The organism is Nocardia sp. NPDC049707, from assembly GCF_040674855.1.
Classification (GTDB): Bacteria; Actinomycetota; Actinomycetes; order Mycobacteriales; family Mycobacteriaceae; genus Nocardia.
Window position 1 is genome coordinate 24825 of record NZ_JBFANN010000002.1, and the last position, 20785, is coordinate 45609.

Annotated in this window: 21 protein-coding genes and 1 pseudogene; 15 read left to right on the forward strand and 7 right to left on the reverse strand. The window is 64.9% G+C overall.

Annotated features, from left to right (window positions below; translation table 11 throughout):
- Positions 1-15 precede the first annotated feature (15 nt).
- Complete coding sequence (locus tag AB0J29_RS02555) at positions 16-627, forward strand: helix-turn-helix domain-containing protein (RefSeq protein WP_364778017.1); 612 nt, start codon at positions 16-18, stop codon at positions 625-627.
- 194 nt (positions 628-821) lie between these two features.
- On the opposite strand, the gene AB0J29_RS02560 is transcribed toward AB0J29_RS02555, so the two are convergent.
- Entirely contained in the window at positions 822-1331 is a 510-nt protein-coding gene (locus AB0J29_RS02560; RefSeq protein WP_364778020.1) for an SRPBCC domain-containing protein, read from the reverse strand.
- Positions 1332-1663: 332 nt separating this feature from the next.
- Here AB0J29_RS02560 and AB0J29_RS02565 point away from each other — a divergent pair, with 332 nt between their 5' ends.
- Both AB0J29_RS02565 and AB0J29_RS02570 read left to right on the forward strand, forming a co-directional pair.
- Positions 1664-1891, forward strand: a complete 228-nt coding sequence (locus tag AB0J29_RS02565) for a hypothetical protein (protein ID WP_364778023.1) — start codon at positions 1664-1666, stop codon at positions 1889-1891.
- A gap of 92 nt (positions 1892-1983) precedes the next feature.
- Positions 1984-2688 carry a cysteine hydrolase gene (locus tag AB0J29_RS02570; RefSeq protein ID WP_364778026.1) on the forward strand — a complete coding sequence of 235 codons (705 nt, stop codon included), beginning with the start codon at positions 1984-1986 and terminating at the stop codon, positions 2686-2688.
- Positions 2689-2791: 103 nt separating this feature from the next.
- Here the strand turns inward: AB0J29_RS02570 and AB0J29_RS02575 are convergent, their stop codons facing one another.
- Entirely contained in the window at positions 2792-4327 is a 1536-nt protein-coding gene (locus AB0J29_RS02575) for an NAD(P)/FAD-dependent oxidoreductase (protein ID WP_364778029.1), read from the reverse strand.
- A gap of 378 nt (positions 4328-4705) precedes the next feature.
- On the opposite strand from AB0J29_RS02575, the gene AB0J29_RS02580 reads away from it, so the two are divergent.
- The 6 genes and pseudogenes from AB0J29_RS02580 to AB0J29_RS02605 all read left to right on the forward strand — a co-directional run bounded on the left by AB0J29_RS02580 (position 4706) and on the right by AB0J29_RS02605 (position 9132).
- Positions 4706-6130, forward strand: coding sequence for an amino acid permease (locus tag AB0J29_RS02580; RefSeq protein ID WP_364778032.1), 1425 nt, complete (start codon positions 4706-4708; stop codon positions 6128-6130).
- 139 nt (positions 6131-6269) lie between these two features.
- Positions 6270-6683, forward strand: a complete 414-nt coding sequence (locus tag AB0J29_RS02585) for an SgcJ/EcaC family oxidoreductase (protein WP_364778035.1) — start codon at positions 6270-6272, stop codon at positions 6681-6683.
- Between the two features lie 108 nt (positions 6684-6791).
- Entirely contained in the window at positions 6792-7832 is a 1041-nt protein-coding gene (locus tag AB0J29_RS02590; RefSeq protein ID WP_364778038.1) for a crotonase/enoyl-CoA hydratase family protein, read from the forward strand.
- Between the two features lie 146 nt (positions 7833-7978).
- Complete coding sequence (locus AB0J29_RS02595; protein WP_364778041.1) at positions 7979-8578, forward strand: HAD hydrolase-like protein; 600 nt, start codon at positions 7979-7981, stop codon at positions 8576-8578.
- Positions 8579-8638: 60 nt separating this feature from the next.
- Positions 8639-8758, forward strand: a pseudogene (locus AB0J29_RS02600) (SDR family oxidoreductase); the annotation flags it as partial.
- A gap of 149 nt (positions 8759-8907) precedes the next feature.
- On the forward strand, positions 8908-9132 hold the full coding sequence (locus AB0J29_RS02605) for a hypothetical protein (protein ID WP_364778044.1): 225 nt from the start codon (positions 8908-8910) through the stop codon (positions 9130-9132).
- 326 nt (positions 9133-9458) lie between these two features.
- Here the strand turns inward: AB0J29_RS02605 and AB0J29_RS02610 are convergent, their stop codons facing one another.
- A complete protein-coding gene (locus AB0J29_RS02610) occupies positions 9459-10178 on the reverse strand; it encodes an SDR family oxidoreductase (RefSeq protein ID WP_364778047.1) in 720 nt (239 codons plus the stop codon).
- Positions 10179-10280: 102 nt separating this feature from the next.
- On the opposite strand from AB0J29_RS02610, the gene AB0J29_RS02615 reads away from it, so the two are divergent.
- On the forward strand, positions 10281-11129 hold the full coding sequence (locus tag AB0J29_RS02615; RefSeq protein ID WP_364778050.1) for a helix-turn-helix transcriptional regulator: 849 nt from the start codon (positions 10281-10283) through the stop codon (positions 11127-11129).
- Positions 11130-11313: 184 nt separating this feature from the next.
- Here the strand turns inward: AB0J29_RS02615 and AB0J29_RS02620 are convergent, their stop codons facing one another.
- Positions 11314-11970, reverse strand: coding sequence for a hypothetical protein (locus tag AB0J29_RS02620; protein WP_364778053.1), 657 nt, complete (start codon positions 11968-11970; stop codon positions 11314-11316).
- Positions 11971-12650: 680 nt separating this feature from the next.
- Between AB0J29_RS02620 and AB0J29_RS02625 the strand changes: the two genes are divergently transcribed.
- Both AB0J29_RS02625 and AB0J29_RS02630 read left to right on the forward strand, forming a co-directional pair.
- The gene (locus AB0J29_RS02625) at positions 12651-13211 is read left to right on the forward strand and encodes a helix-turn-helix domain-containing protein (RefSeq protein ID WP_364778056.1); all 561 of its coding nucleotides are present in this window, start codon (positions 12651-12653) and stop codon (positions 13209-13211) included.
- Between the two features lie 24 nt (positions 13212-13235).
- Positions 13236-14663 (forward strand): prolyl oligopeptidase family serine peptidase, encoded by a 1428-nt coding sequence (locus tag AB0J29_RS02630; protein WP_364778059.1) that lies wholly within the window; start codon positions 13236-13238, stop codon positions 14661-14663.
- 150 nt (positions 14664-14813) lie between these two features.
- Here AB0J29_RS02630 and AB0J29_RS02635 read toward each other — a convergent pair whose 3' ends face one another.
- Positions 14814-15431: a TetR/AcrR family transcriptional regulator gene (locus AB0J29_RS02635; RefSeq protein WP_364778062.1), complete on the reverse strand. Its 618-nt coding sequence runs from the start codon at positions 15429-15431 to the stop codon at positions 14814-14816.
- 84 nt (positions 15432-15515) lie between these two features.
- On the opposite strand from AB0J29_RS02635, the gene AB0J29_RS02640 reads away from it, so the two are divergent.
- On the forward strand, positions 15516-16478 hold the full coding sequence (locus AB0J29_RS02640) for an NAD(P)-dependent oxidoreductase (RefSeq protein ID WP_364778065.1): 963 nt from the start codon (positions 15516-15518) through the stop codon (positions 16476-16478).
- A 137-nt stretch (positions 16479-16615) separates the two neighbouring features.
- Positions 16616-16987, forward strand: coding sequence for a hypothetical protein (locus AB0J29_RS02645; protein ID WP_364778068.1), 372 nt, complete (start codon positions 16616-16618; stop codon positions 16985-16987).
- A gap of 95 nt (positions 16988-17082) precedes the next feature.
- On the opposite strand, the gene AB0J29_RS02650 is transcribed toward AB0J29_RS02645, so the two are convergent.
- Positions 17083-17358, reverse strand: a complete 276-nt coding sequence (locus tag AB0J29_RS02650; protein ID WP_364778071.1) for a hypothetical protein — start codon at positions 17356-17358, stop codon at positions 17083-17085.
- Between the two features lie 432 nt (positions 17359-17790).
- Between AB0J29_RS02650 and AB0J29_RS02655 the strand changes: the two genes are divergently transcribed.
- Positions 17791-18219, forward strand: a complete 429-nt coding sequence (locus tag AB0J29_RS02655) for an Imm49 family immunity protein (RefSeq protein ID WP_364778074.1) — start codon at positions 17791-17793, stop codon at positions 18217-18219.
- Between the two features lie 221 nt (positions 18220-18440).
- On the opposite strand, the gene AB0J29_RS02660 is transcribed toward AB0J29_RS02655, so the two are convergent.
- The gene (locus AB0J29_RS02660; RefSeq protein ID WP_364778077.1) at positions 18441-20726 is read right to left on the reverse strand and encodes an excinuclease ABC subunit UvrA; all 2286 of its coding nucleotides are present in this window, start codon (positions 20724-20726) and stop codon (positions 18441-18443) included.
- Positions 20727-20785: the final 59 nt, after the last annotated feature.

Here is a 20785-nt window from a genome sequence, read left to right on the forward strand (position 1 = left end):
AACGACGATGAAGCCATGACACAGACGGGCTGGTCGGTGCGTGCGGCGCGGGAACGATCTCATACCGACCGCCATCGCGCGCTGCTCGATGCCGCCGCCCGGGCCTTCGCCGATCGTGGCTACGACAAGACCGCCGTCGCCGATATCACCACCGCCGCAGGCGTTTCCCGCGCGACGATGTATGTCTACTTCGCATCCAAGGACGAGATCTTCCTCGCCCTCGCCGCCCAGGTCCGCGACGATTTCCTTGCCGCCCAGGAACCCGATATCGATACCGACGATCCCCGGGTGATGCTGTCCGCCACCATCGGCGCCTTCGCCACCGCGGTCCGCAATGCCGGACCCATGCTGCGCCTCATCGACGAACGCGGTGCCGTCGACGACCGCATCGCCGTCCTCGCGCAGGAAATCGCCGAACGCCCCATCCGCCGCTTCACCCGCTACCTCGAACGCCTACACACCGCGGGCCGCATCGCCCCTGTCGTCCCGCCGCGAATCATCGCCGAAACCATCGGCTACGCCCTCACCCGCGGCACCCTCGCCCGCACCGATGCCACCCCACGTGCCCACGCCACCTACCTGGCCCACATACAGGCAGTTGCCGAAACCCTGTTGTCCCCAACCTGATTCACCCGAATCCCAGGGCGTCCCCGCCATCGATCAATCCGCCGGGGGTTGAGATTGGTAGGGGCCCGTATTCGACTGTGTTCTTCCTTCTCGCCTTACGGCATCGACCTCAACACCATCCGCGAACTTCGTTTCCGAGCCGGTCGGCCAACATCATCGCGGCGCCGGGTATCGGCCCGGCGCGTGCTGTTTCGCTATCCCCGCGACAGCGTCGGCACCGATTCGGCGGCGGTCTGCAGTTGACTCAGCATCTGCTCGTGGCCCGCGCGCAGCTTTTCCGAGGTGAAGAATGAGCTCAGCAGCGGCCCCGCGAGCGACTCCTCCATGGTTACCCGGGTGCGATTTTCGCCGAGCGCTTCGAAGCGCATCCGGTCGATGGCGCGCATGCAGCCGAATGCCACACCGGTCCAGGCGATCTCGCGTTCGGGATCGACCGTCGCGAACACGGCCTTGATCCGCATCCCGTTCAAGACCCAGCGGAATTCCGCGTCCACCTCGATGTTCCCGATCTCGGTCACATGGGCGTCGGTACGCCAAGTCGGCCAATCCCGCATATCGGCGATCAGCCGCCACACGGTGGCCACCGGCGCGTCGATCTCGATGGCGGAGGCCGATCGCACCGGTGCGTTCTGATCGATGAGCCCTCGCTTGGCGTAGTTCTCGTGCAGGTCCGCGGCGGCCGGGCCGGTGTAGAAGAGCTTCATGACTTCCTCCGTGTGAGCATTGTTCTTTAATGAGAGCAATGCTCACTCATGGATCGGCATCTGTCAAGAGTGGGTGAGAGTGCGCACGACGTCGAGATCCACACACAAGACCCGACGAGGACAACCAAGGGTTGTGGCTCGCCGCCAGGTTGGTTGTTTGATTCGCCTCCCCAGCGTTGATTTGATTCGTAGCGATTCAACGATGAGTTGTGTCATACGAAAAAGAAGGGTGTGGAGCTTGGTGACGAGACGATCCCTGGGGCGCCAGCTGGCTTCGGACCGTCCCAGCCACGTATGCCTGCGGTTGGCTCAGTTTCGTCCAACTGCTGGTCGTGTCGGCGGTGGTTGCCGCGGCCAAGATCGCGTTCAATGCAGCCAGCGGCACCTACCTCGAGGCCCTCGTCCGGCCGGACGATCTGCTGGTGGCCAACGCACTACGCCGGCACAGCCATGACCGCAGGATCGGCTCGCTCGCCAGCACAGCAGGACTTCCTCGGTACGAGCGGCGCCATCCGAGGCCACGTCGTCGTCACATGCCGTGCGAGGCGGAAGCGGTTTGAAAACCATTGACTGCCAAGTGCGTACGAGATGTCCGCCCATTTCTCGCCAGCCGGAACCCCGACCATGCGCCATCAGCAAGGAGAACACTCGCGTGAGCACTGCCCCTGCACTCGACCCCAGGCATACCGCCCTGCTCGTCATGGACTACCAGCCCGCGGTCCTGGCCGTCCTGCCCAAAGCCGGGGACTGTGAGGCCCTGCTGGGCCGCATGGAAGGGGCCATCGCCGACGTTCGCGCCAACGGCGGCACCATCGCCTACGTCCACGTCGGCTTTACCGAGGCCGACTGGGACGCGATCCCCGCCACCAACAAAACCTTCGCCCCGGTGGCTCGTCACCGCGCCATGCACCATGAGGACCCAGCCGCCGCGATCCACGAGCGCCTGGCACCCCACATCGGCGACATCATCGTGCGCAAGATTCGCTACGGCGGCATATCCACTACCGACCTCGACCAGCAGCTGCGCGAGCGCGGCATCACCACCCTGATCGTCTCCGGCATCACTACCAGCGGCGTCGTCCTATCCACCGTCATCGACGCCGCCGACCGCGACTACCAGCTCTACGTCCTGTCCGATGGCGTCGCCGACCCTGACGCCGAAGTCCACAACGTCCTGCTCCACCAAATCTTCCCCACACGGGCTCACATCATCGACACCACCGAACTGCATACCCTGCTCCGGGTGACTGACTCGAACCGCTCGACCCAGACCCGTCGAGTGCTTGGCGGAGAAGCCGAGTGCGTCGGCGGCAGCAGGTGCCGGGGCCTGGAGAACGAGTTGGCGAAGCGTCGCTGACTTCGTAGCCTGGGCTCGAGGTGGAGATCCGTCGTGTGCGGACTGATCGGAGAATTGCATCGAATGAAATTGCAATCACAAAACAGATCAGCCAGATCCGGCGCTAAGGATTTGTGGCAGCCAACGCGATCTGCTTGCGTTCCTGACCTCTCGGCTTGTGGCCGGGTCGGGCGGCACCTGCTACACCGTCGAAGGTGAGTACCCCGTCCTCCAGCGATGCCTTCCGTAGTAGTACGCGGTCGTGGAAGTAGTTGTTGATGACCTGCCAGGGGCCACGGGTGCCCTGGCGGGGCATAACGCCATCGCCGCGCTGGATATAGCCGGAGGTCAGGGCGCTGCCCATCACCGACTGATCGGAGCGGTCGGCATCTTCGGCGATCGCGACCACCTTGGTGTAGCCGTGGGCCTTCATATGGTTGAGGATTCGGCAGAAGTATTCGGCGGCCAGATCCGCCTTCAGTGTCCACGAGGCGTTCGTGTAGCCGAGGACCAGCATCGCATTGGGGATGCCGTCGAGCAGGGTGCCCTTGTAAACCACATGCTCGCGGGTCGACACCGGTTCCCCATCCACCTCGAGTGTCGCGCCGCCGAGTATCTGGATGGTGAGACCGGTTGCGCTGATGACGATATCGGCGGGGAGTTCCTCCCCGGACGCGAGCCGAATGCCGGTTTCGGTGAAGCGATCGATGTGATCGGTGACGATCGACGCCTTACCGCTGCGCAGCGCCTTGAACAGGTCGCCGTTCGGAACGATGCACAGCCGCTGGTCCCACGGGTTGTACGACGGCGTGAAGTGCCGCATATCGATCTGTTTGCCGACCTGCTTCCGCACCGCGGCGAGTAGCAGCTTCTTGGACAATTCGGGATTGGTGCGTGAGAGCCGAAAGCTGGCCCGTTGCAACGCGATATTGCGCGCCCGTCCGGCCCGATAGGCGATCTTCTTCGGCATCCGCGCGTATTTCATTCCGACCGCAACCGGATCATCGGCGGGCAAGGTGGCGATGTAGGTGGGCGAGCGCTGCAGCATGGTGATGTGCGCGGTGTCGTCGGCCATCGCCGGAACCAGCGTGATCGCGGTCGCGCCGCTGCCGATCACGACGACCCGCTTGTCGTGGTAGTCCAATCCCTCGGGCCAATGCTGCGGGTGCACGATCTGCCCTCGGAAGTCCGCCTCGCCCGGAAACTCCGGGCGATATCCGTTGTCGTAGTCGTAGTAGCCGGTGCAGCTGGCGAGGAAGTTGCTGGTGTAGATCTCGGTCTCGCCGGTCTGCTCGTCGAGCGCCTCGACGGTCCACAGCTCGGCTTCGCTCGACCAGCTCGCCTTGGTCATCGTGCGCCCGAACCGAATGTGCTCGGTGACGCCGTACTCTGCGGCGGTCTCCTCGATGTACTGGCGGATGTGCGGCCCGTCGGCGAGCACCTTGGTGCCGATCCACGGACGGAAGCCGAAGCCGAAGGTCAACATGTCGGAGTCGGAGCGAATGCCCGGGTACCGGAACAGATCCCAGGTCCCACCGACGGCGGTGCGACGCTCCAGGATCGCATAGCTACGTCCGGTCTGCTCGCGAGTGAGATGGCACGCCATCCCGATGCCGGACAGGCCGGCGCCGATGATCAGTACGTCGACATGCCGCGTCATTGAGGAATCCGTTCCGTTTAATCCCACCCGAGCAGCCTCGCCCGAGCGTCCCTCAAGATTACCTGTTATCCCCAGTAACGGCTGGTCGCCGTTGTCTGAGAATGCATCGTTGGCAGATCACTCTCGACGTTTGCCACCACCATCGCCTGGTGATCGACCCTCCAAGTATCGCGCTTGCCTGGTGATTGCGGTAGGGCCCTGAGTGCACCCGCGGCAACCACGCACTCGGCGCACAACCGCACCCCACGCATTCGTGCCCATGGATTGCTTGCAGATCGCCCACGCCCGCCCCGGCGTCACACGCATCGGCTCCCCAGACCACAATGGATAGCCGACTCCGCCGGTCGGTCGGAGCCAGAGCAAGCAGTAAGGGACCTGATGACCAGCCCAACCCGGTGGCGCCGCCGCCTGCCCGACTCCGCGACGAGCCCCGAGGCCGGGTCGCCGACCCTGCAGCGCAGCCTGGGCCGCATCGATCTGACCGCCATGGGTGTCGGCACGATCGTCGGGGCCGGCATCTTCGTCATCACCGGTGTCGTGGCCGCCGAGAAGGCTGGGCCGTCGATCGTGCTGTCGTTCCTCCTGGCCGGAACGGTCTGCGTCCTTGTCGCGCTCTGCTACAGCGAACTCGCGGCCATGGCGCCGGTCTCCGGCAGTGCCTATACCTACACCTATGTCACTCTCGGCGAGGGGCCGGCTTTCCTGGTCGGCTGGAATCTGCTCCTCGAATTCGTCATCGCGGGCGCAGCCGTAGCGATCGGCTGGTCCAGCAGCGTCGTCTCGGCGCTGGACTCCATGTTCGGCATTGCGCTGCCCACCGCGATCACGGCGGGCCCGTCCGAGGGCGGCATCGTCAACCTGCCCGCTGTGCTCATCATCGGCGTCATCGCGGCGGTGCTCGTCGGCGAGGTGACACTGACGGCCCGGATCACCAAGGCGCTGGTCGCGGTGACGATCGGTGTGCTGGTCCTGGTCGTCGCGATCGGCGCACCACACATCGATATCGGCAACTGGACCCCGTTCGCGCCGTTCGGATTCGGCGGCATAGTCGGCGGCGCCGCGATCGCCTTCTTCGCTTTCCTCGGATTCGACGTGGTCGCCGCATCCGCCGAGGAGGCGCGCAACCCTCGCCGCGATATCCCGTTCGCGATCATCGGCACGGTCCTGCTCGCCACCCTGCTCTACGCACTGGTCAGTGCCGTACTCACCGGCATCGCACCGTTCGCCAGCCTCAACAATGCCTCGCCCATCGCGACCGCCTTCGGAAATCTGCACATCGGCTGGATCGGCAATGTCATCGTGATCGCCTCGATCATCGCGCTCACCAAGGGACTGCTGCTGATCGTCTACGCACAGGTCCGGCTGATGTTCGCGATGTGCCGCGACCGCCTGTTGCCGCGCGGCCTGGCCGAAACCGGTAAGCGCGCCACTCCGGTCCGGCTGACCCTGCTGCTCGGCGTCGTCTGCGCGACCATTGCCGGTCTGCTGCCGATCGATATCGTCGTGGAATTGGTGAATATCGGTGCGCTGTCGGCATTCGCCGTCGTTTGTGTCGGAGTACTGGTGCTGCGCAAGCTGGAACCGAATCGGGAACGGCCGTTCCGTACCCCTTTGGTGCCGTTGGTGCCGATTCTCGCGCTGATCGGCTGCGTACTGCTGGCAACCACCTTGGACGGGCTGACCTGGGTGCGTTTCGCGGTCTGGGTGGTCGTCGGCATTGCGGTCTACCTGGGCTATGGCCGTAAACGCTCCCCCCTCGCCATGCCGACCATAACTGACTCAACGGTTTCTGCCGATCGGTAACCGATGCGAAATTCGCCATTGGATCTTGCACGAATGTATTCCGAGTTATTGCGTCTTCGTGGCGAATTCGGCACGCTCTCTGGGTAAGAGCCACGGCGCACACCCCTTGCGGCCGGGGCGGAGAGGACGACTACCCGATATGTCCGATGACGAGAAGCAGATCCGAATCCTGATCGAACGGTGGGCGGCGGCGGTGCATACCGGCGATCTGGCCGGCGTACTCACCGATCACGCCGACGATATCGTGATGTTCGATGTGCCCCCACCGAATGAGGGCGTGCGCGGGATCGACGCCTATCGGGAGACCTGGCCCGGCTTCTTCGAATGGCAGGCATCGGGTGCAACATTCGATATCGTCTCGCTGGAGGTAGAGGCGGGTACAGACGTCGCATTCGCGCACGCGCTGCTGCTGTGCGGCACTGCGGAAGATTTCGCCCTCGATCCGGCCAAGCGCCTGCGGATCACCTTCGGGCTGCGCAAACAGAACGAACGCTGGTCCGTGGTGCACGAACACCACTCCTTCCCCGACGCAATTCAGGCACCCGAGGCCTGAGCCAGCTCCGGTTCGCTACGGTGGCATCGAGCGCAACGATGCATCGACCATAGTGGCGTGATGGCACCGTTGCCGCGAATACGGCATCGAGTGCACCAGGAGTTCCACGTGAATCAGCCTGATAGCGACCACTTTTCGAACCATGCGGGCACCCGCCCCGCGGCCTGGTACGAGAACTGGACGGAGGTGCCCGATTCGCCGTGGCGGGATCGGCCCGAACCCGGCGGCGACCGGGAGTACCGCACACTCACATATGCGCGCGATGGGCGAATCGCGCGCATTACCTTCAACCGCCCGGAGAAGGGCAATACGATCACCCCGGACACCCCGGTCGATCTCGCGCATGCGGTCGAGCGGGCCGATCTGGATCCGCGGGTGCACGTCATTCTGGTCTCCGGACGCGGCAAGGGTTTCTGCGGTGGCTATGACCTGGATATGTTCGCCGAACAGGGCAGCCACGGTATCGGCGGCTCGACCGACACCGCCGGGACCGTGGCCGATCCGGTGGTGCAAGCGGTCAATCACAATCCCTGGGGCACTTGGGATCCGATGATCGACTACGCCATGATGAGCCGGTTCAACCGCGGTTTCGCCAGCCTCATGAATGCCAACAAACCGACCGTCGCGAAATTGCACGGCTTCGCCATTGCCGGCGGCACCGATATCGCGCTCTACTCCGACCAGATCATCTGCGCCGACGACACCAAAATCGGCTACCCGCCCACCCGGGTATGGGGCATTCCGGCGGCGGGCATGTGGGCGCATCGCCTCGGCGATCAGCGCGCCAAACGCCTGCTGTTCACCGGCGACTGCATCAGCGGAAAGCAGGCCGAGGAATGGGGACTCGCGGTTGAATCATGTCCGGCCGACGAACTCGACGAGCGCACCGAGGCGTTGGTGGAGCGCATCGCGCGCATGCCGATCAATCAGTTGATGATGGCCAAACTGGCGCTCAATTCGGCGCTGCATTCGCAAGGCGTGACGAATTCCGCGATGATCAGCACGGTATTCGACGGGATCGCGCGGCATACGCGCGAGGGCTACGCCTTCCAACTGCGTTCGGCCACCGTTGGTTTCCGGGAGGCCGTGCGCGAACGCGACGAACCATACGGCGATTACAAGCGCGCCCAGTTCCGCACCGAGGAATGACGCGTTCAAAGCGGGTGTAGCGGTGCTTCACCCCGATTCGGAAGTAGTCCGGATCGCCGGTGGGGCATATCTCCGCCGTGCCCAGTTCGGTTAACCGCGCGGGTGCTGTCGCGCGGCCGTTCGAGCACCGACGATAGAGTCATGGGATGACCTGGACCGTCGGCTTCGACCTCGATATGACGCTGATCGACTCCCGCCCGGGTGTACGCAAGGCGATCGAGCAGTTGGCCACGGAGTTCGGACTGCCGCTCCATTGTGCCGAATTGGCCGACCGGCTCGGCCCGCCGCTGGCGATGCTGCTGTCCGACGCCGGTGCGCCCGAGGAGCTCATTCCGGCACTCGTGACCCGCTACCGCCAGATCTATCCGTCGATCGTGCCCTACATTTCGGCCATGCCCGGCGCCGACGCCGCATTGGCTGCCGTCCGTGCGCGCGGTGGGCGGGTGCTCATCGTGACCGGCAAGTACGAACCGCTGGCCCGGCTGCACGTCGCGGAACTGGGGTGGCGCATCGATGAGGTCATCGGCGGTCTGTGGTCCGACGGCAAGGCGGCCGCCTTGCGTGAGCACGCTGCGGACCTGTTCGTCGGCGATCACGAGGGCGATATGCGTGGGGCGCGGGCCGCCGGTGTGTACGCGCTCGGAGTCGCGACCGGGCCCTGCAATGCCGACCAATTGCACACTGCCGGAGCGGATTTCGTCCTGGGTGAACTGACCGAATTCGAGGACTGGCTGGCCACGCGCTAGCGCCAACCCGCCGTACCCTCCAGCGTCTCGAACCGCAACGACCGCCCATCCAACAAGGCACGCAAGAAGGCCGCGGCCGAGCGGATTCCACGCGGCCGCGTGGGTCGGCCCGAGGAGGTTGTCGCGGTGATCGCATTCCTGGCCAGCGATGAGGCGTCCTACGTGAGCGGTCAGACGCTGCACGTCAATGGGCCCGCAGAAAGCGGTAATCAAGACCGATCGGTATGGGAAGATCGAGTTGGCTCGCGCAATCGACAGCGTGAACCGACGTATGGCAACAGACCCGAGGAAGTAGCGCTTGGAGATAGCCGTCGACTGAAGGAGCAACCATGCGCGCCAAGTCGAATCAGTTCTTCGCATCCATGCTTGCCGCGGTGTTCGGCAGCCTCATGGTGGCGGTGGTGTCCGGTCCGGTCGCCATGGCTCAACCTCCAACTTCGAATCCGACGCCGGCGTGCCAGGCCGGAGATTTTCAGGCCCAAGGCCCCTACGATTGCGTCTGCGGGGAGAACGGCCAGTGGGTCTGCCACGAGCGGGGGCACGGGGGCGACTAGGGTCTGTGTCGAGGTGGGCGATGCCTTGTTAGACGGCGTTGCGCGAGAATGTAGCTGTTCGCCGGTAGCGGCGGACACCGCTGTCGACTGGGAGAGCAACCCATGCGTACCAGGTTGAATCACTTCTTCGCAGCCACGCTCTTCGCGCTATTCGGGAGCCTCCTCATGGTGGCCGGTCCCGTCGCCGCTCAACCTCCGCCGTCGGGGCCGAGGCAGGATTGTGAGGTCGGCGAAACTCAGGTCCAGGGCCCCTACCTTTGTGTCTGTGGCAAAGACGGGCAGTGGGTGTGTCACCAACGGGATAGGTGAGACCGCTGGTCGGGTGCTCACCAGGGCACCCGACCGACGCGGTTGAAGAAGCCGCCCGTGGGACCGTCGGGGCCGATAGTCGCGAGATGCACGATGGCGTCGGTGCCCTCGGTGACCGTTTGATGCCCTGAGTTCCCGTTCAAATCCGTTGCGGTGTAACCGGGATCGGCGGCATTGACTCGCATCTGCGGCAATTCACGCGCGTACTGCGTGGTGATCATGTTCAGCGCGGTTTTCGAGGAGGGGTAGACCAGCCCGAGTATCTGCGATTCGATCCGGCTCGGATCGGAGGTGATGGCAATCGAACCGATGGCGCTGGACACCATGACGATGCGCGGGTGGGTGGCAGCGCGCAATAGTGGCAGGAAGGCGTGGGTCACCTGGACCGGTCCGAAAACGTTGGTCTCGAAGACATTTCGGAAATCGGCGGCCACGGTATCGGCGGGCGTGGCGCGCGTACCGCCGATACCCGCATTGTTGATCAGCACATCGAGATGCGGGGTGCGACCCGCGACGGTCTCGGCGGCGGCCGCGATCGAGTCGACCGAAGTCACATCCAATTGGACGAACTCGACCTGCAAACCTTGTTCGGCGAGCTCGAACGCGGCCGCCTTGCCGCGCTCCGCATCGCGGGCACCGAGGAATACCTGCCAGCCGAGTTCGGCCAGCCGCCGGACCGTCTCCCGGCCGATTCCCTTGTTCGCCCCGGTCACCAGGGCTGTTGTCGGGTTGCTCATGACTCGAGCCTGGCCCGTCACGCACGTTTCGCTCCAGGGCCGATAACTCCTGGGACTGGCAGTACCACCCCGGCACCCGCGCCCTTCGGCATTATCGAGGCTATGGATCGCGCCGAACTCGCCAAACTGCTGCGGCAGGCCAGGGCCCGGGTGCGGCCATGCGATGTCGGGCTGCCCAGCGGTCCGCGGCGCCAGGTGCCCGGGCTGCGGCGCGAGGAGGTTGCCCAGCTGGCCGGTGTCAGCGTCGACTATGTGGTCCGGCTCGAACAGCGGCGCGGGCCGCGGCCGTCGGTGGCGGTCCTCGGCGCGCTCGCCCGAGCCCTACGACTCGCCGATCCCGAACGCGATCTGCTCTTCCGGCTGGCCGGTTCGGCGCCGCCGCAGGAAGGCCGCATCACTATGGTGGTGCGACCGAGCGTACTGCGACTGCTGGACCGGATGGCGGATCTGCCCGCGCTGGTGATCTCCGCGAAAGCCGATGTGCTGGCCTGGAATTCGATGGCCGCGGCATTGCTCGGGGACTTTTCCGCGTGGTCGCCCGCTCGGCGCAACATCATCTGGCAGTCCTTCCTCGGTACCGAACCCTCCCGCGTGGTCTTCACGCCCGATGAGGCCGAGGCGGCCGCCGAATCCTGGGTCAGCTCCCTGCGCAGCGCGAAGGCGGCCTATCCCGACGATCCGGACCTGGCCCGTCTGATCGCCGAACTACGTTCGCGCAGTGAACGATTCGACCGACTGTGGCGCGAAGGGAGCACCGGGAACCGGCGCAGCGCAACCAAGACTGTCGATCATCCCGAGGTCGGACGGTTGGTCCTGGATTGCGATGCGCTGTTCGTGCCCGATAGCGACCAGGCCGTGGTCGTGTACTCCGCGGCACCCGATACCCCCGCCGCCTCCGCACTCGAACTCCTCCGCATCACTGGAACCCAGCAACTGACCGAGCATCGATAGCGCCGCCCATCGCACCCAGCATCGGACTGGTCGATCGAGAAGCCTTCGCTCGCATAGCTTTTGAGCAGCGAGCACAAGGTATGGAGGCTGTTGCCGAGTTCTGCGAGGTAGTCATCGGATGTGCGACGGACTCCAAGCTGTGCGGGAGCGCGGCGAGTTCCACCGCGCTGGTTCGGTCGGGGTGTTATCCAGGGAACTCATCGGCGAGGGTGTTCCAGAACATGAGTTCGTAGTTCTGGAAGAGTCTGGCGTATAGGTGGGCGTCGTTCGGGTTCAGTCGTTCGGTGTCGAGGCCGGCCTGGATTGCGGCGAAGGCTCGCTGTTCGATTACGGGGGTGTCAGCGGCGAAGAAGTCGAAGAATGCGCAGGCCGGGTCGTCGAACTCGTAGTGGGTACGCATGCCGTCGGCGACGGCCCCGCAGTAGCGGCCGAAGGCGGCGACATTCGTGTAGATACCTGCTGCGGCGCAGGATGGCTCGGCATTGAGCGCCAACCAGGCGACATAGCCTGGGTAGGCTTGGCAGCCCGCTCGGGGCAGTTCCATCCCCTGGTCGGGTCCGGCGGCCGTCACGAGCGCGTCCAACATGGCGAGCGCCTGTTGCTCGCCCGGAGGGAGGCCGTCGAGGAATGCTCTGACGTGCGGTTCGTCCGCGCGCGCCGCCATGGCGTGGAAGCTGCGCCAGTCGCTGCTTGTGATGCGTTGTTCCTCGGCGGCGATCGCCGCGAAGACCCCGCGCGGCGCTCTGCCCAGCGCGATCAACGGAACCATGCGGTTGTCGTTGTCGTGCGGGGCCAGCTCGGCTTGGATCCCGTCGAGCAAGTCACGAGCGGAATGGGGCATCCGAACCTCCCTGTGGGAATGCTTCCATTCAAGCGCTGTTCGCCCGCGTACGACAGGTGTTCAGTCGACGTGTTCGGCATCCCAGCGTTGGCGCGGCCTGGGCGATGGACACGATGGGGCGTAATGAGCCAGTCGGTCGCCAGGAGCGAGGCGTGTTCGGCGGCGAATTTCGGGTTGCAGCCGACGAGGTCGGCGAGACTGGTGCGGGGATTTCACGTAGCAGTTCGTTGAAGCGACTCGGCCGGCGCCGGTGATGCCCAGGCGGCGGAGCCGTTGCCGAAGTCGGGTGGTGGCGATCGGGCGGTTCGGCCGCTGTCCGGGGAGCAGCCAGGGTGATGCGGGTGGCGGGTTGGGCGTAGAGCACGACCAGCAGACTCACGACGCGGTCGATCGGCGGCAATGTGTCGTCGGTGAACAGTCGGCGGACCAGCGCGGTCCTCCGAACTGGGGTTGTGCGTCCGGTGTGACGCCCCTGGGTGGATTGGGGATACGCAGCTTCGGGCAGAGCCGTCGCCGGATGGCGAAGGTCATGAAGATGCGGGCGAGCAGGCGTGTCTTCGGACCGGAGGCGAACCAGTCATCGATGTCGTGCTGTGCGCACTCGGTCCAGGGTTTGTCCTCGCGAACTGAGTTGCAAATATTCTTTGCAAAGCCTCTTTGCACGAGTTAGGCTGACCCTCGTGGCCGATCAGCCTGTCCCCCAGACGATTACCGACGTGGCCGTGCTGCGACTGCTCGCGCATCCACTGCGCCGGCGCATCGAGGAACAACTGCGCGGCGGACCGGTCACCGCCACCACCCTCGCTCAGGCGCTCGGCGAGAGTAGTGGGCTCACCAGCTATCACCTGCGGCAGCTCGCCAAATACGGGTTCGTCGAAGAAGTTCCGGAGCTGGCCACCGGGAAGGAACGCTGGTGGCGCGCTGTTCCCGGCGACCGCCGGTTTCCGCCGTATACCGCACAGACTGCCGAAATGCGCTCGGCCAGTGCGGAAATGAGCCGCAACAATCTCGCCGAACTCGTCGAGCTCTACGAAGGATTCGAACGGCAGGCACCCGACCTAGGGGAATGGGCCGACGCATTCCTGTTTTCCCGCGCCACTATTCGCGTGGATCTGCCGCGCCTGCGCGAGTTCTTCGAGGAATACATCCAGCTCGTCCAGCGCTACGGCACCGCTGCCGACGATACCGACGACGAGCGAAAACCCGTGCTGCTACGGCTCTTCGGCTTTCCCGAGACCTGAGCCGGCTTCGAAAGGCACCCGGATATGCGTTCTCTCCGATCACTTGTACTTGTCCTGCTGGTATCGGTGTCGTTCACCGCTCTCTTCACCCCGGCTGCCGGTGCCGATCCCGAGTCCGGCCCTGTCCCGTCGACCGACGGCACAGATGTCACCTTCACCGGAGGTGGCGGGCTGACGCTGCACGGCACGGTGATCGCCTCGGCCGCACCGCATTCCGCCGCACCCGGCATCGTCCTGGTCGGCGGCTCCGGACCCGGGCCCCGCACGAAATACCTCGCCGAGGCCCGCGCCTTCGCAGCGGCCGGGATCACCACGCTGATCTACGACAAGCGAACAACGGACTACTCACGCACCCACCGCGACTTCTCCCTGCTCGCCGACGATGCGCTCGCCGCGGTCGAAACCCTCCGTCACACACCGGGAGTGCGGGCCGATCGGGTCGGACTGTGGGGATTCAGCGAGGGCGGTTGGGTCGCACCGCTGGCGGCCGTGAGATCCGGCGGCGTCGCATTCCTGGTCACCCTCGGAGCCCCCGGGTTCACTCCCCTGCGCACGCAGACCTGGAGTCTGGCCGAAACCCTGCGCCACCACGGCGATACCGGTCCGCTCGCGGACATCGTCGAGGGGCCCGCCGCCCGATTGATCGGCGAGACCGGGGCGTTCCCCGCAGCCGGATTCGATCCCCGGCCGGCGCTGCGCGGCGTGCGCGTCCCGGTGCTCGCGCTGTGGGGGGATCATGACGTACAGGCCCCACCCGCGGAAAGTGCTGCGGTGCTGCGGGACACGCTGACCGGATCTGCTTCGGTCACCATCCGTTTCATCACGGGCGCCGCCCACAATGGGCGCTCTACTACCGACGGCTTCGACCGGCTGGGCGCCTCAGCGGGTCCGGGCGCGCCGAAAGGCGCCTTCGCCCCCGGCTACCTCGATGCCATGACCGCATGGGTGAACCAGGTCGCGAACGTTGCCCCACCGGTCTCCTCGGCGGAACCGCCTCCGACTCAGGCCCTGTCGAGCATCGACCCAGGCCACGGCTGGTGGACCTCGGCGTGGGTCCAGTCGATCGTGCTCGCTACCATGCTGGTCGTTTTCCTCGGCTACCTGTTGGTGTCGTCGATGAACCGCCGCCCCGGCCCCGCCCGCCGATCCGCCAGGCTGCTGGCACTGTGCGGGCTACTCTCGCTGGTCGCGACCGTGGTGTACGTGGAGTCGATCTTCGCTGCCGATGCCCAGACCGTCGGCCCGGTGGTCGCCGGCCGACCGCTGGTGTGGCTGATGCTGCAAGGACTCGCGATACTCACCGCTGTTCTGCTGGCCGTCACTGCGACCACTGCCGGGCGCGGCCGAACCGGGGTGGCCGCAGCGCCGCGCGCCGGGCTCGGCGTCCTGCTCACCGCCGGGTGCGCCTGGCTCGCCTGGGCAATCACCTGGGGTCTGTTCTCCATCCGATGACCTGTCGCCGAATGGGTGATGTCCATGCACCACAACCGATTCGGTACATCGGAAGCCATCTGAGCTTGATGCTGATGAACAGCATGGCTGTTTCCTTGCCGTTTTGAGTGTGTTGTCGGACCAGGCCGTGCCGTGCCGTGCCGGACGGCCTTACGCTTCGGTCGCCCTGGATGCTTGGGTCGCAGTGGAATCAGTGGCTGCGATCGCGAGAGCGGCCAGGTCGAGGTGGATGTCGTCCAGCGGGACGGTGGAGCATTCAGCACGAGCGATGATCATGGCACCCTCGACTGCTGACAGCATGAGTGCCGCGAGACGTTCGGCGCGCGCCGCCGGGATGCCGTACTGCACCAGCGCCTGGGTCAACGCGGTGCGCCATTGCCGATAGGCGTCACGGCAGGCGAGGGTGAGTGCGGTGGAACGGGGAGCGGAATCGAGGGTGACCGTGCTGACCGGGCACCCGCCCAGATAGCCCGACTCGACGAGTCCTCGGCTCAAGTGCAGGGCGAATTGCTCGCAGAAGGAGCACACGTCTGGTGCGTGGGCGGCGGTTTCCCGGATCAACCGGGTGAACTCGTCTGCGGATTCCCTGATCGCTGCGACCGCCAACTCTTGCTTCCCACCCGGGAACAGGTAGTACAGCGAGCCCCGGGGGGCGCCGCTGGCGGCGACGATCTCACTGAGCCCCGTGGCCTGATAGCCCTGGCGTTGCAGTAACTCACGGGCGGCCGCTACCAGGCGCGGCCGGGAATCGGATGGGGGGCGAGGCATGTCTCCAGAATACTATGCCGATCGGTCAAGTTACGATCATACTATGGTGACTGGTCAAGTTACTTTCGAAAAGGGTGGATGCAGATGACTGTGCTGCTTACGGGTGCTACCGGGTTTCTGGGGCGACGCGTGATGCATCGGCTCCTGGCCGACGGACACGATGTGTCGGCGCTGGTCCGGGGTGCGGGCAGGCGCATTCCGCATGCGACCGTCGTGCCGGGCAGCCTCGAGGACGTGGCGGCGTGGGAAGATCGGCTGGCCGGTATCGACGTCGTCGTTCATGCGGCGGGGCTGGTGTCGGCGTGGGCTCCTCAGCGCGAGTTCGACGAGGCGATCGTCGAGGGCACGCGCGAGGTGCTGGCTGCGGCGGTGCGGCACGGTGTGCGCCGATTCGTCTATATCAGCAGTGAATCGGTGCTGCAGGACGGTCGGCCGCTGCTCGACATCACCGAATCCCAGCCCACTCCGGCCCAGCCCAGCTCGCGCTACGGCCAGGCGAAACTCGCCGCCGAACAGCTGATCCGCGCGCACGCGGGTGCGATCGAGACGATCGTGCTGCGGCCCACCTTCATCTGGGGTCCGGGTTCAGGGCAGCTGGCCGACCTGGCCACCCGTGCTCGCGCCGGCAAGCTGCCCCTGATCGACCAGGGCATGGCGAGTTTCGAACATGTCCACGTCGACAACGTCGCCGCCGCTGTCGCCGCCGCGCTGAGCGAGGGTGCGCCCGGCGGCACGTATCTCATCACCAACGCCGAGCCGATGCCGGTCCGCGAGTTTCTGGCAGGCGTGCTCGCTGCCCAGGGTGCGCCGATGCCGACCCGGGCGGTCCCGTCCGGGCCGCTCTTCGCCCTCGCCCGTGCCGGCGAATGGCTCTGGTCCACCCTGCCGCTGCCCGGGCGTCCGCCGCTGACCCGATTCGAGGTTGAATTCCTGGCCCTGCCAAGGCGATACGACATCACTCGTGCCCGCCATGAGCTCAGGTTCGAGCCCGCCGTCGGCTTCGCAGAGGGCATCGCAGATCTCGACGAAACCCGCAAACCCGTTTAGCCGCTGCGCCGACGGGCGGAGCGGCCTTTTCTCTTCACTGGGCGTGCCCGATTCCCATGCTCGGGAAGGTTCCCAACCGCACCGCCTCTGGGGCGAACCGTACTGTTCAGGGCCGTGTTGCGACATTGGGAGACCATATGACTTCGACAACCGACGACGACGGTTTCGTCGACACGATCGATATTGTGTACCACCAAGTGGTCGATTCTCGGCGGACCGCCCGAACCATCCTGGCTGAGCGCTTGATTGACAGCCCGCTCACCGCCTTGCAGGATGTTGCCCCCCATTTCCTAGGGCTCGCAGGGTATTTCAGCCGCGGCGATTTCGGTGATGGCTCGGCAAACGTCCGTTCCTCCGCCGACTCGGCCGCCAACGCGTTGGTACGTTGCAGTTGTGGGACCACCGACGACAGCGCAGAAGTGGAACGGGTTATCGCACTGTCGATCGGTCGACGCCGCGTTACTGAACGACCGGTATGCGGCATGAGCGGATGGTTCGGTAGCACCTGAGGTTGCCTGCGCCAGCAGGCAGATCGTATGGAGTGCAACCGGTGCATGCACGGCATTTCTTCAGCGGCCTCACCCGCTCATCCCGACCCACGGCGTCAGCTCGCAAGGAAGCTGTCCCCTGCGGAGATGCCGCCCCTCGTGGACTCGGGGAGCGGTCCGCGTCTGTATTCCTCGAGATAGGTGATGCGCCACTGTGGCCAATCCAGATACTTGTCGCCGGCCTTTTCCCGGTAGCGCCGATACTGGTACCGCTTTGTCCGTACCAGGGACTTCCGCGCGTCGCGGGCCGCTTTCCGAGCTGCCCGCTCGCCCCGTTTGCGTTCCGCGTCTGTGAGTTCCATCGGCGGATCAGCGAAGACTCTCGATCGCATCCAGTGCATAGTGGGCCATCCTTGGTTCGAGATGCTGGGAGTGTCTGCCCGGCGACCAACTCGATGGTAGCGATCAAGGAAATCAGCCGCTATCGGTTAATTGCCCTAATCATGTTGTGGGGCAACGCGGAACGCAGGGCCCGTGGCGGCCGACCAAGGGCAGAAGCCGTTGCGGCTGGTGACGGCAACGGCATTTCGGGGATCGGCACCGCGTCGATCGATCTTCGAAAGCCGAAGGCATCCGCACCCTCAACTCGGCTATTACAGGATGTCCGGCTGCTGTCGCCATGCTCGGCTCGCACAGCAAATCTGGAACATGTTCCCCGGGAGCATCACCTGTTGCCGGTGGTCCCACGACTGGCAACGTGATGGCCCCTTCACCCTGGCAGACGACAACAGATCCACTGCGGCGCCCCGGCAGTACACGACACCTTGCACGCAGCCCAGAGTGCCGCCGATGCGGCGGGCGACGAGTACGCTACCCTGTGCGCGGCTCCAGCGATCCGGGCGCTACAGGCTGCCGTCAGTGGTACGGCGACCGAGTTCAACAGCGCGCTTGTCGACGCCCTGCGGCAGTACGGAAACTTCTCGGGAACGAACGAAAGAAGCCTGATATCAGCCGGTTTCGCCGCCTGGCATCTGCTCGCACTGGCCTGCTTCGCTACCGATCGGGGTCTACCGCTCACCGTTGCCTCGACCTACCTCCCGCCTGCCCTTCTCGATCGCGCGTGGACGCTCCCCCTCGCCGACGACATCATCCGCTACCCCAACTCGACGCACGACGATGACGGCAACCCGCTCCCTGCTCTCCGTCTCGGCGTCGATGGCCTCTGGAAGTTTGCTGGCCCAGTGACTCGATAACCCGGGGCGGCCCTCATCGGCAGCTCAGCCGAGCACCAAACGGCCAGCCTTGCAACTCAACTCAGCTAATCGGCCCTGACCAGGAGGCTACGAGAACTTCGTTGTTTCTGCGCGATTACTACCGGGACCCCTGGTGCCCGCGACCTGCGCGGTGACTGCCGTGTTCGTGGCCGACATGCAATACCGAATGCGCTGACAGGAAATTCGGAACAGCCCAATCCCTACCCGGCGGCCTTGTACTTCCGCAGGTACTCGCCGGTGAGGGAGGTGGGGTGGGTCAGCAATTCGGCGGGGGTTCCGGTGAAGACGATTTCGCCGCCGTCCTTGCCGCCGTCGGGGCCGAGGTCGATCACCCAGTCGGAGTGGGCCACCACATCGAGGTTGTGTTCGATGACCACCACCGTATTGCCGCGGTCGACCAAGCCGTCCATCAGGGCGAGTAGGGTATCCACATCCGACATGTGCAGGCCGGTGGTCGGTTCGTCGAGGACGTAGACGGTGCCGGTGTTCTGGAGTTGGGTTGCCAGTTTGATCCGTTGGCGTTCGCCACCGGACAGGGTACTCATGGCCTGGCCGAGGCTGAGGTAATCCAGGCCCACCTCGTTCATCGTGCGCAGCTTTGTGGCAAGAGCCTTTTCGGTGAAGAAACCGAGGGCTTCTTCGGCCGACATTGCCAGTACATCGGCAATGGACTTGTCGCGCAAGGTCAGTGCCAGCACCTCATCGGAGAACCGTCGTCCGTCGCAGGCGTCGCAGTGGGTGGTGACCGGGTCCATATAGGCGACCTCGGTGATGATCACCCCGCGACCCTCGCATTGCTTACAGGCACCAGTCGAGTTGAAACTGAACAGGCCCGGCGACTCCCCCGTCGCCTTCGCGAACAGCTTCCTGATCGGGTCCATCAGGCCCAGATACGTTGCGGGCGTTGACCGTGACGATGCCGCGATCGCCGACTGGTCGACGAAGATCGCATCCGGATGCTCCCGGACGAACACATCGCGGATGAGGCTGCTTTTACCGGAGCCAGCGACGCCGGTGATCGAGGTGAGGATGCCGGTCGGCACCGCGACGGTCACATCCTTCAGGTTGTGCACATTCGCATGCTCGATCAGCAACGCGCCATTCGATTGACGGAAGGTCTCCTTCACCGTGAACGGCCTGCGCAATCCCGCCCCGGTCGGCGTATCCGCGACCCGCAGTTCGGTGAAGGTGCCCTCGAATACCACCTGCCCACCGTGCAGACCGGCGCGCGGACCGACATCGACGATATGGTCGGCGATCTGGATGACATCCGGATCGTGCTCGACCACCAGCACGGTATTTCCCTTGTCCCGTAATGCCTTCAGCAGGTTGTTCAACCGGCCGACATCGCGCGGATGCAATCCGACGCTGGGCTCGTCGAAGACATAGGTCATCCCGATCAGCGTGCTCGACAGATGTTTGATCATCTTCAGCCGCTGCCCCTCACCGCCGGACAGGGTCGAGGTCGGCCGATCCAGGCTCAGATAGCCGAGTCCGATGTCGGTCACCCGCTGCAGTGCGGTCCGGATCGCGGCGGCGAGTCCGAGCGCGGCCGGATCGGTGATCTCGTCGAGCACCGTCATCAGATCAGTGATCTGTAGTCCGGACCAGTCGGCGATATTGCGGCCACCGATCTTCGTCGCCAGTGCCGCGTGGTTGAGCCGCGCACCACGACAGGTCGCGCAGACACCCTCGGTGAGGAACTTCTGCATCTGTTCGCGCGTCTTCTCACTCAGTGTGGAGGTGTCGCGTTGCAATCGGGTGCGGGTGAATTTGGCCGCCAACCCTTCGTAATTCGCCTTCCAGGTGCCTTTGGCGAAGGTCAGCTCCACCTTGCCGCCGGTGCCGTAGAGCAGGTCGGTGAACTCGTCCTCGGTGTAGTCGACCAGCTTCTTATCCGGATCGAAGCGCCCGGATTTGCCGTACATCTGCCACTCGCCGCTGTCCACGGCATACCCGGGCAGCAGAATCGCACCCTCATTCAGCGATTTGCTCCGGTCGACCAACCGATCCGGATCGGCGCGCACGGTAACTCCGAGTCCATCGCAGTCCGGGCACATGCCCTGCGGCACATTGAACGAGTAGTTATAGACGAATCCGGCTGAGGGCGAACCGAATCGGGCGAACATCGCCCGCACCATCGAGTAGATATCGGTCATCGTCCCGACGGTGGAGCGCGGACCGCCGCCGACGAGCTGCTGGTCGATGATGACCGGTGCCGTCAGATTCTCGATCGCCTCGGCATGCGGCCGCTCATAGCGCGGCAGGAAGTTGAGAATGAACGCGGGAAATGTCGCATACAGCTGACGCTGGGATTCCACGGCAATCGTGTCGAAGACAATCGACGACTTGCCCGACCCGGAGACGCCGGTAAAGACGGTGATCTTGTTCTTGGGGATCTCCAACGACACATTGCGCAGATTGTGCTCACTGGCACCGAGGACGCGGATGACATCCGTAGCGACGACGGAATCGGCAAAAGGCATGCCGCCCACCATGCCATGCGCTACCGACAAAATGCCCGAGGAAATGTGATGCAGATCAC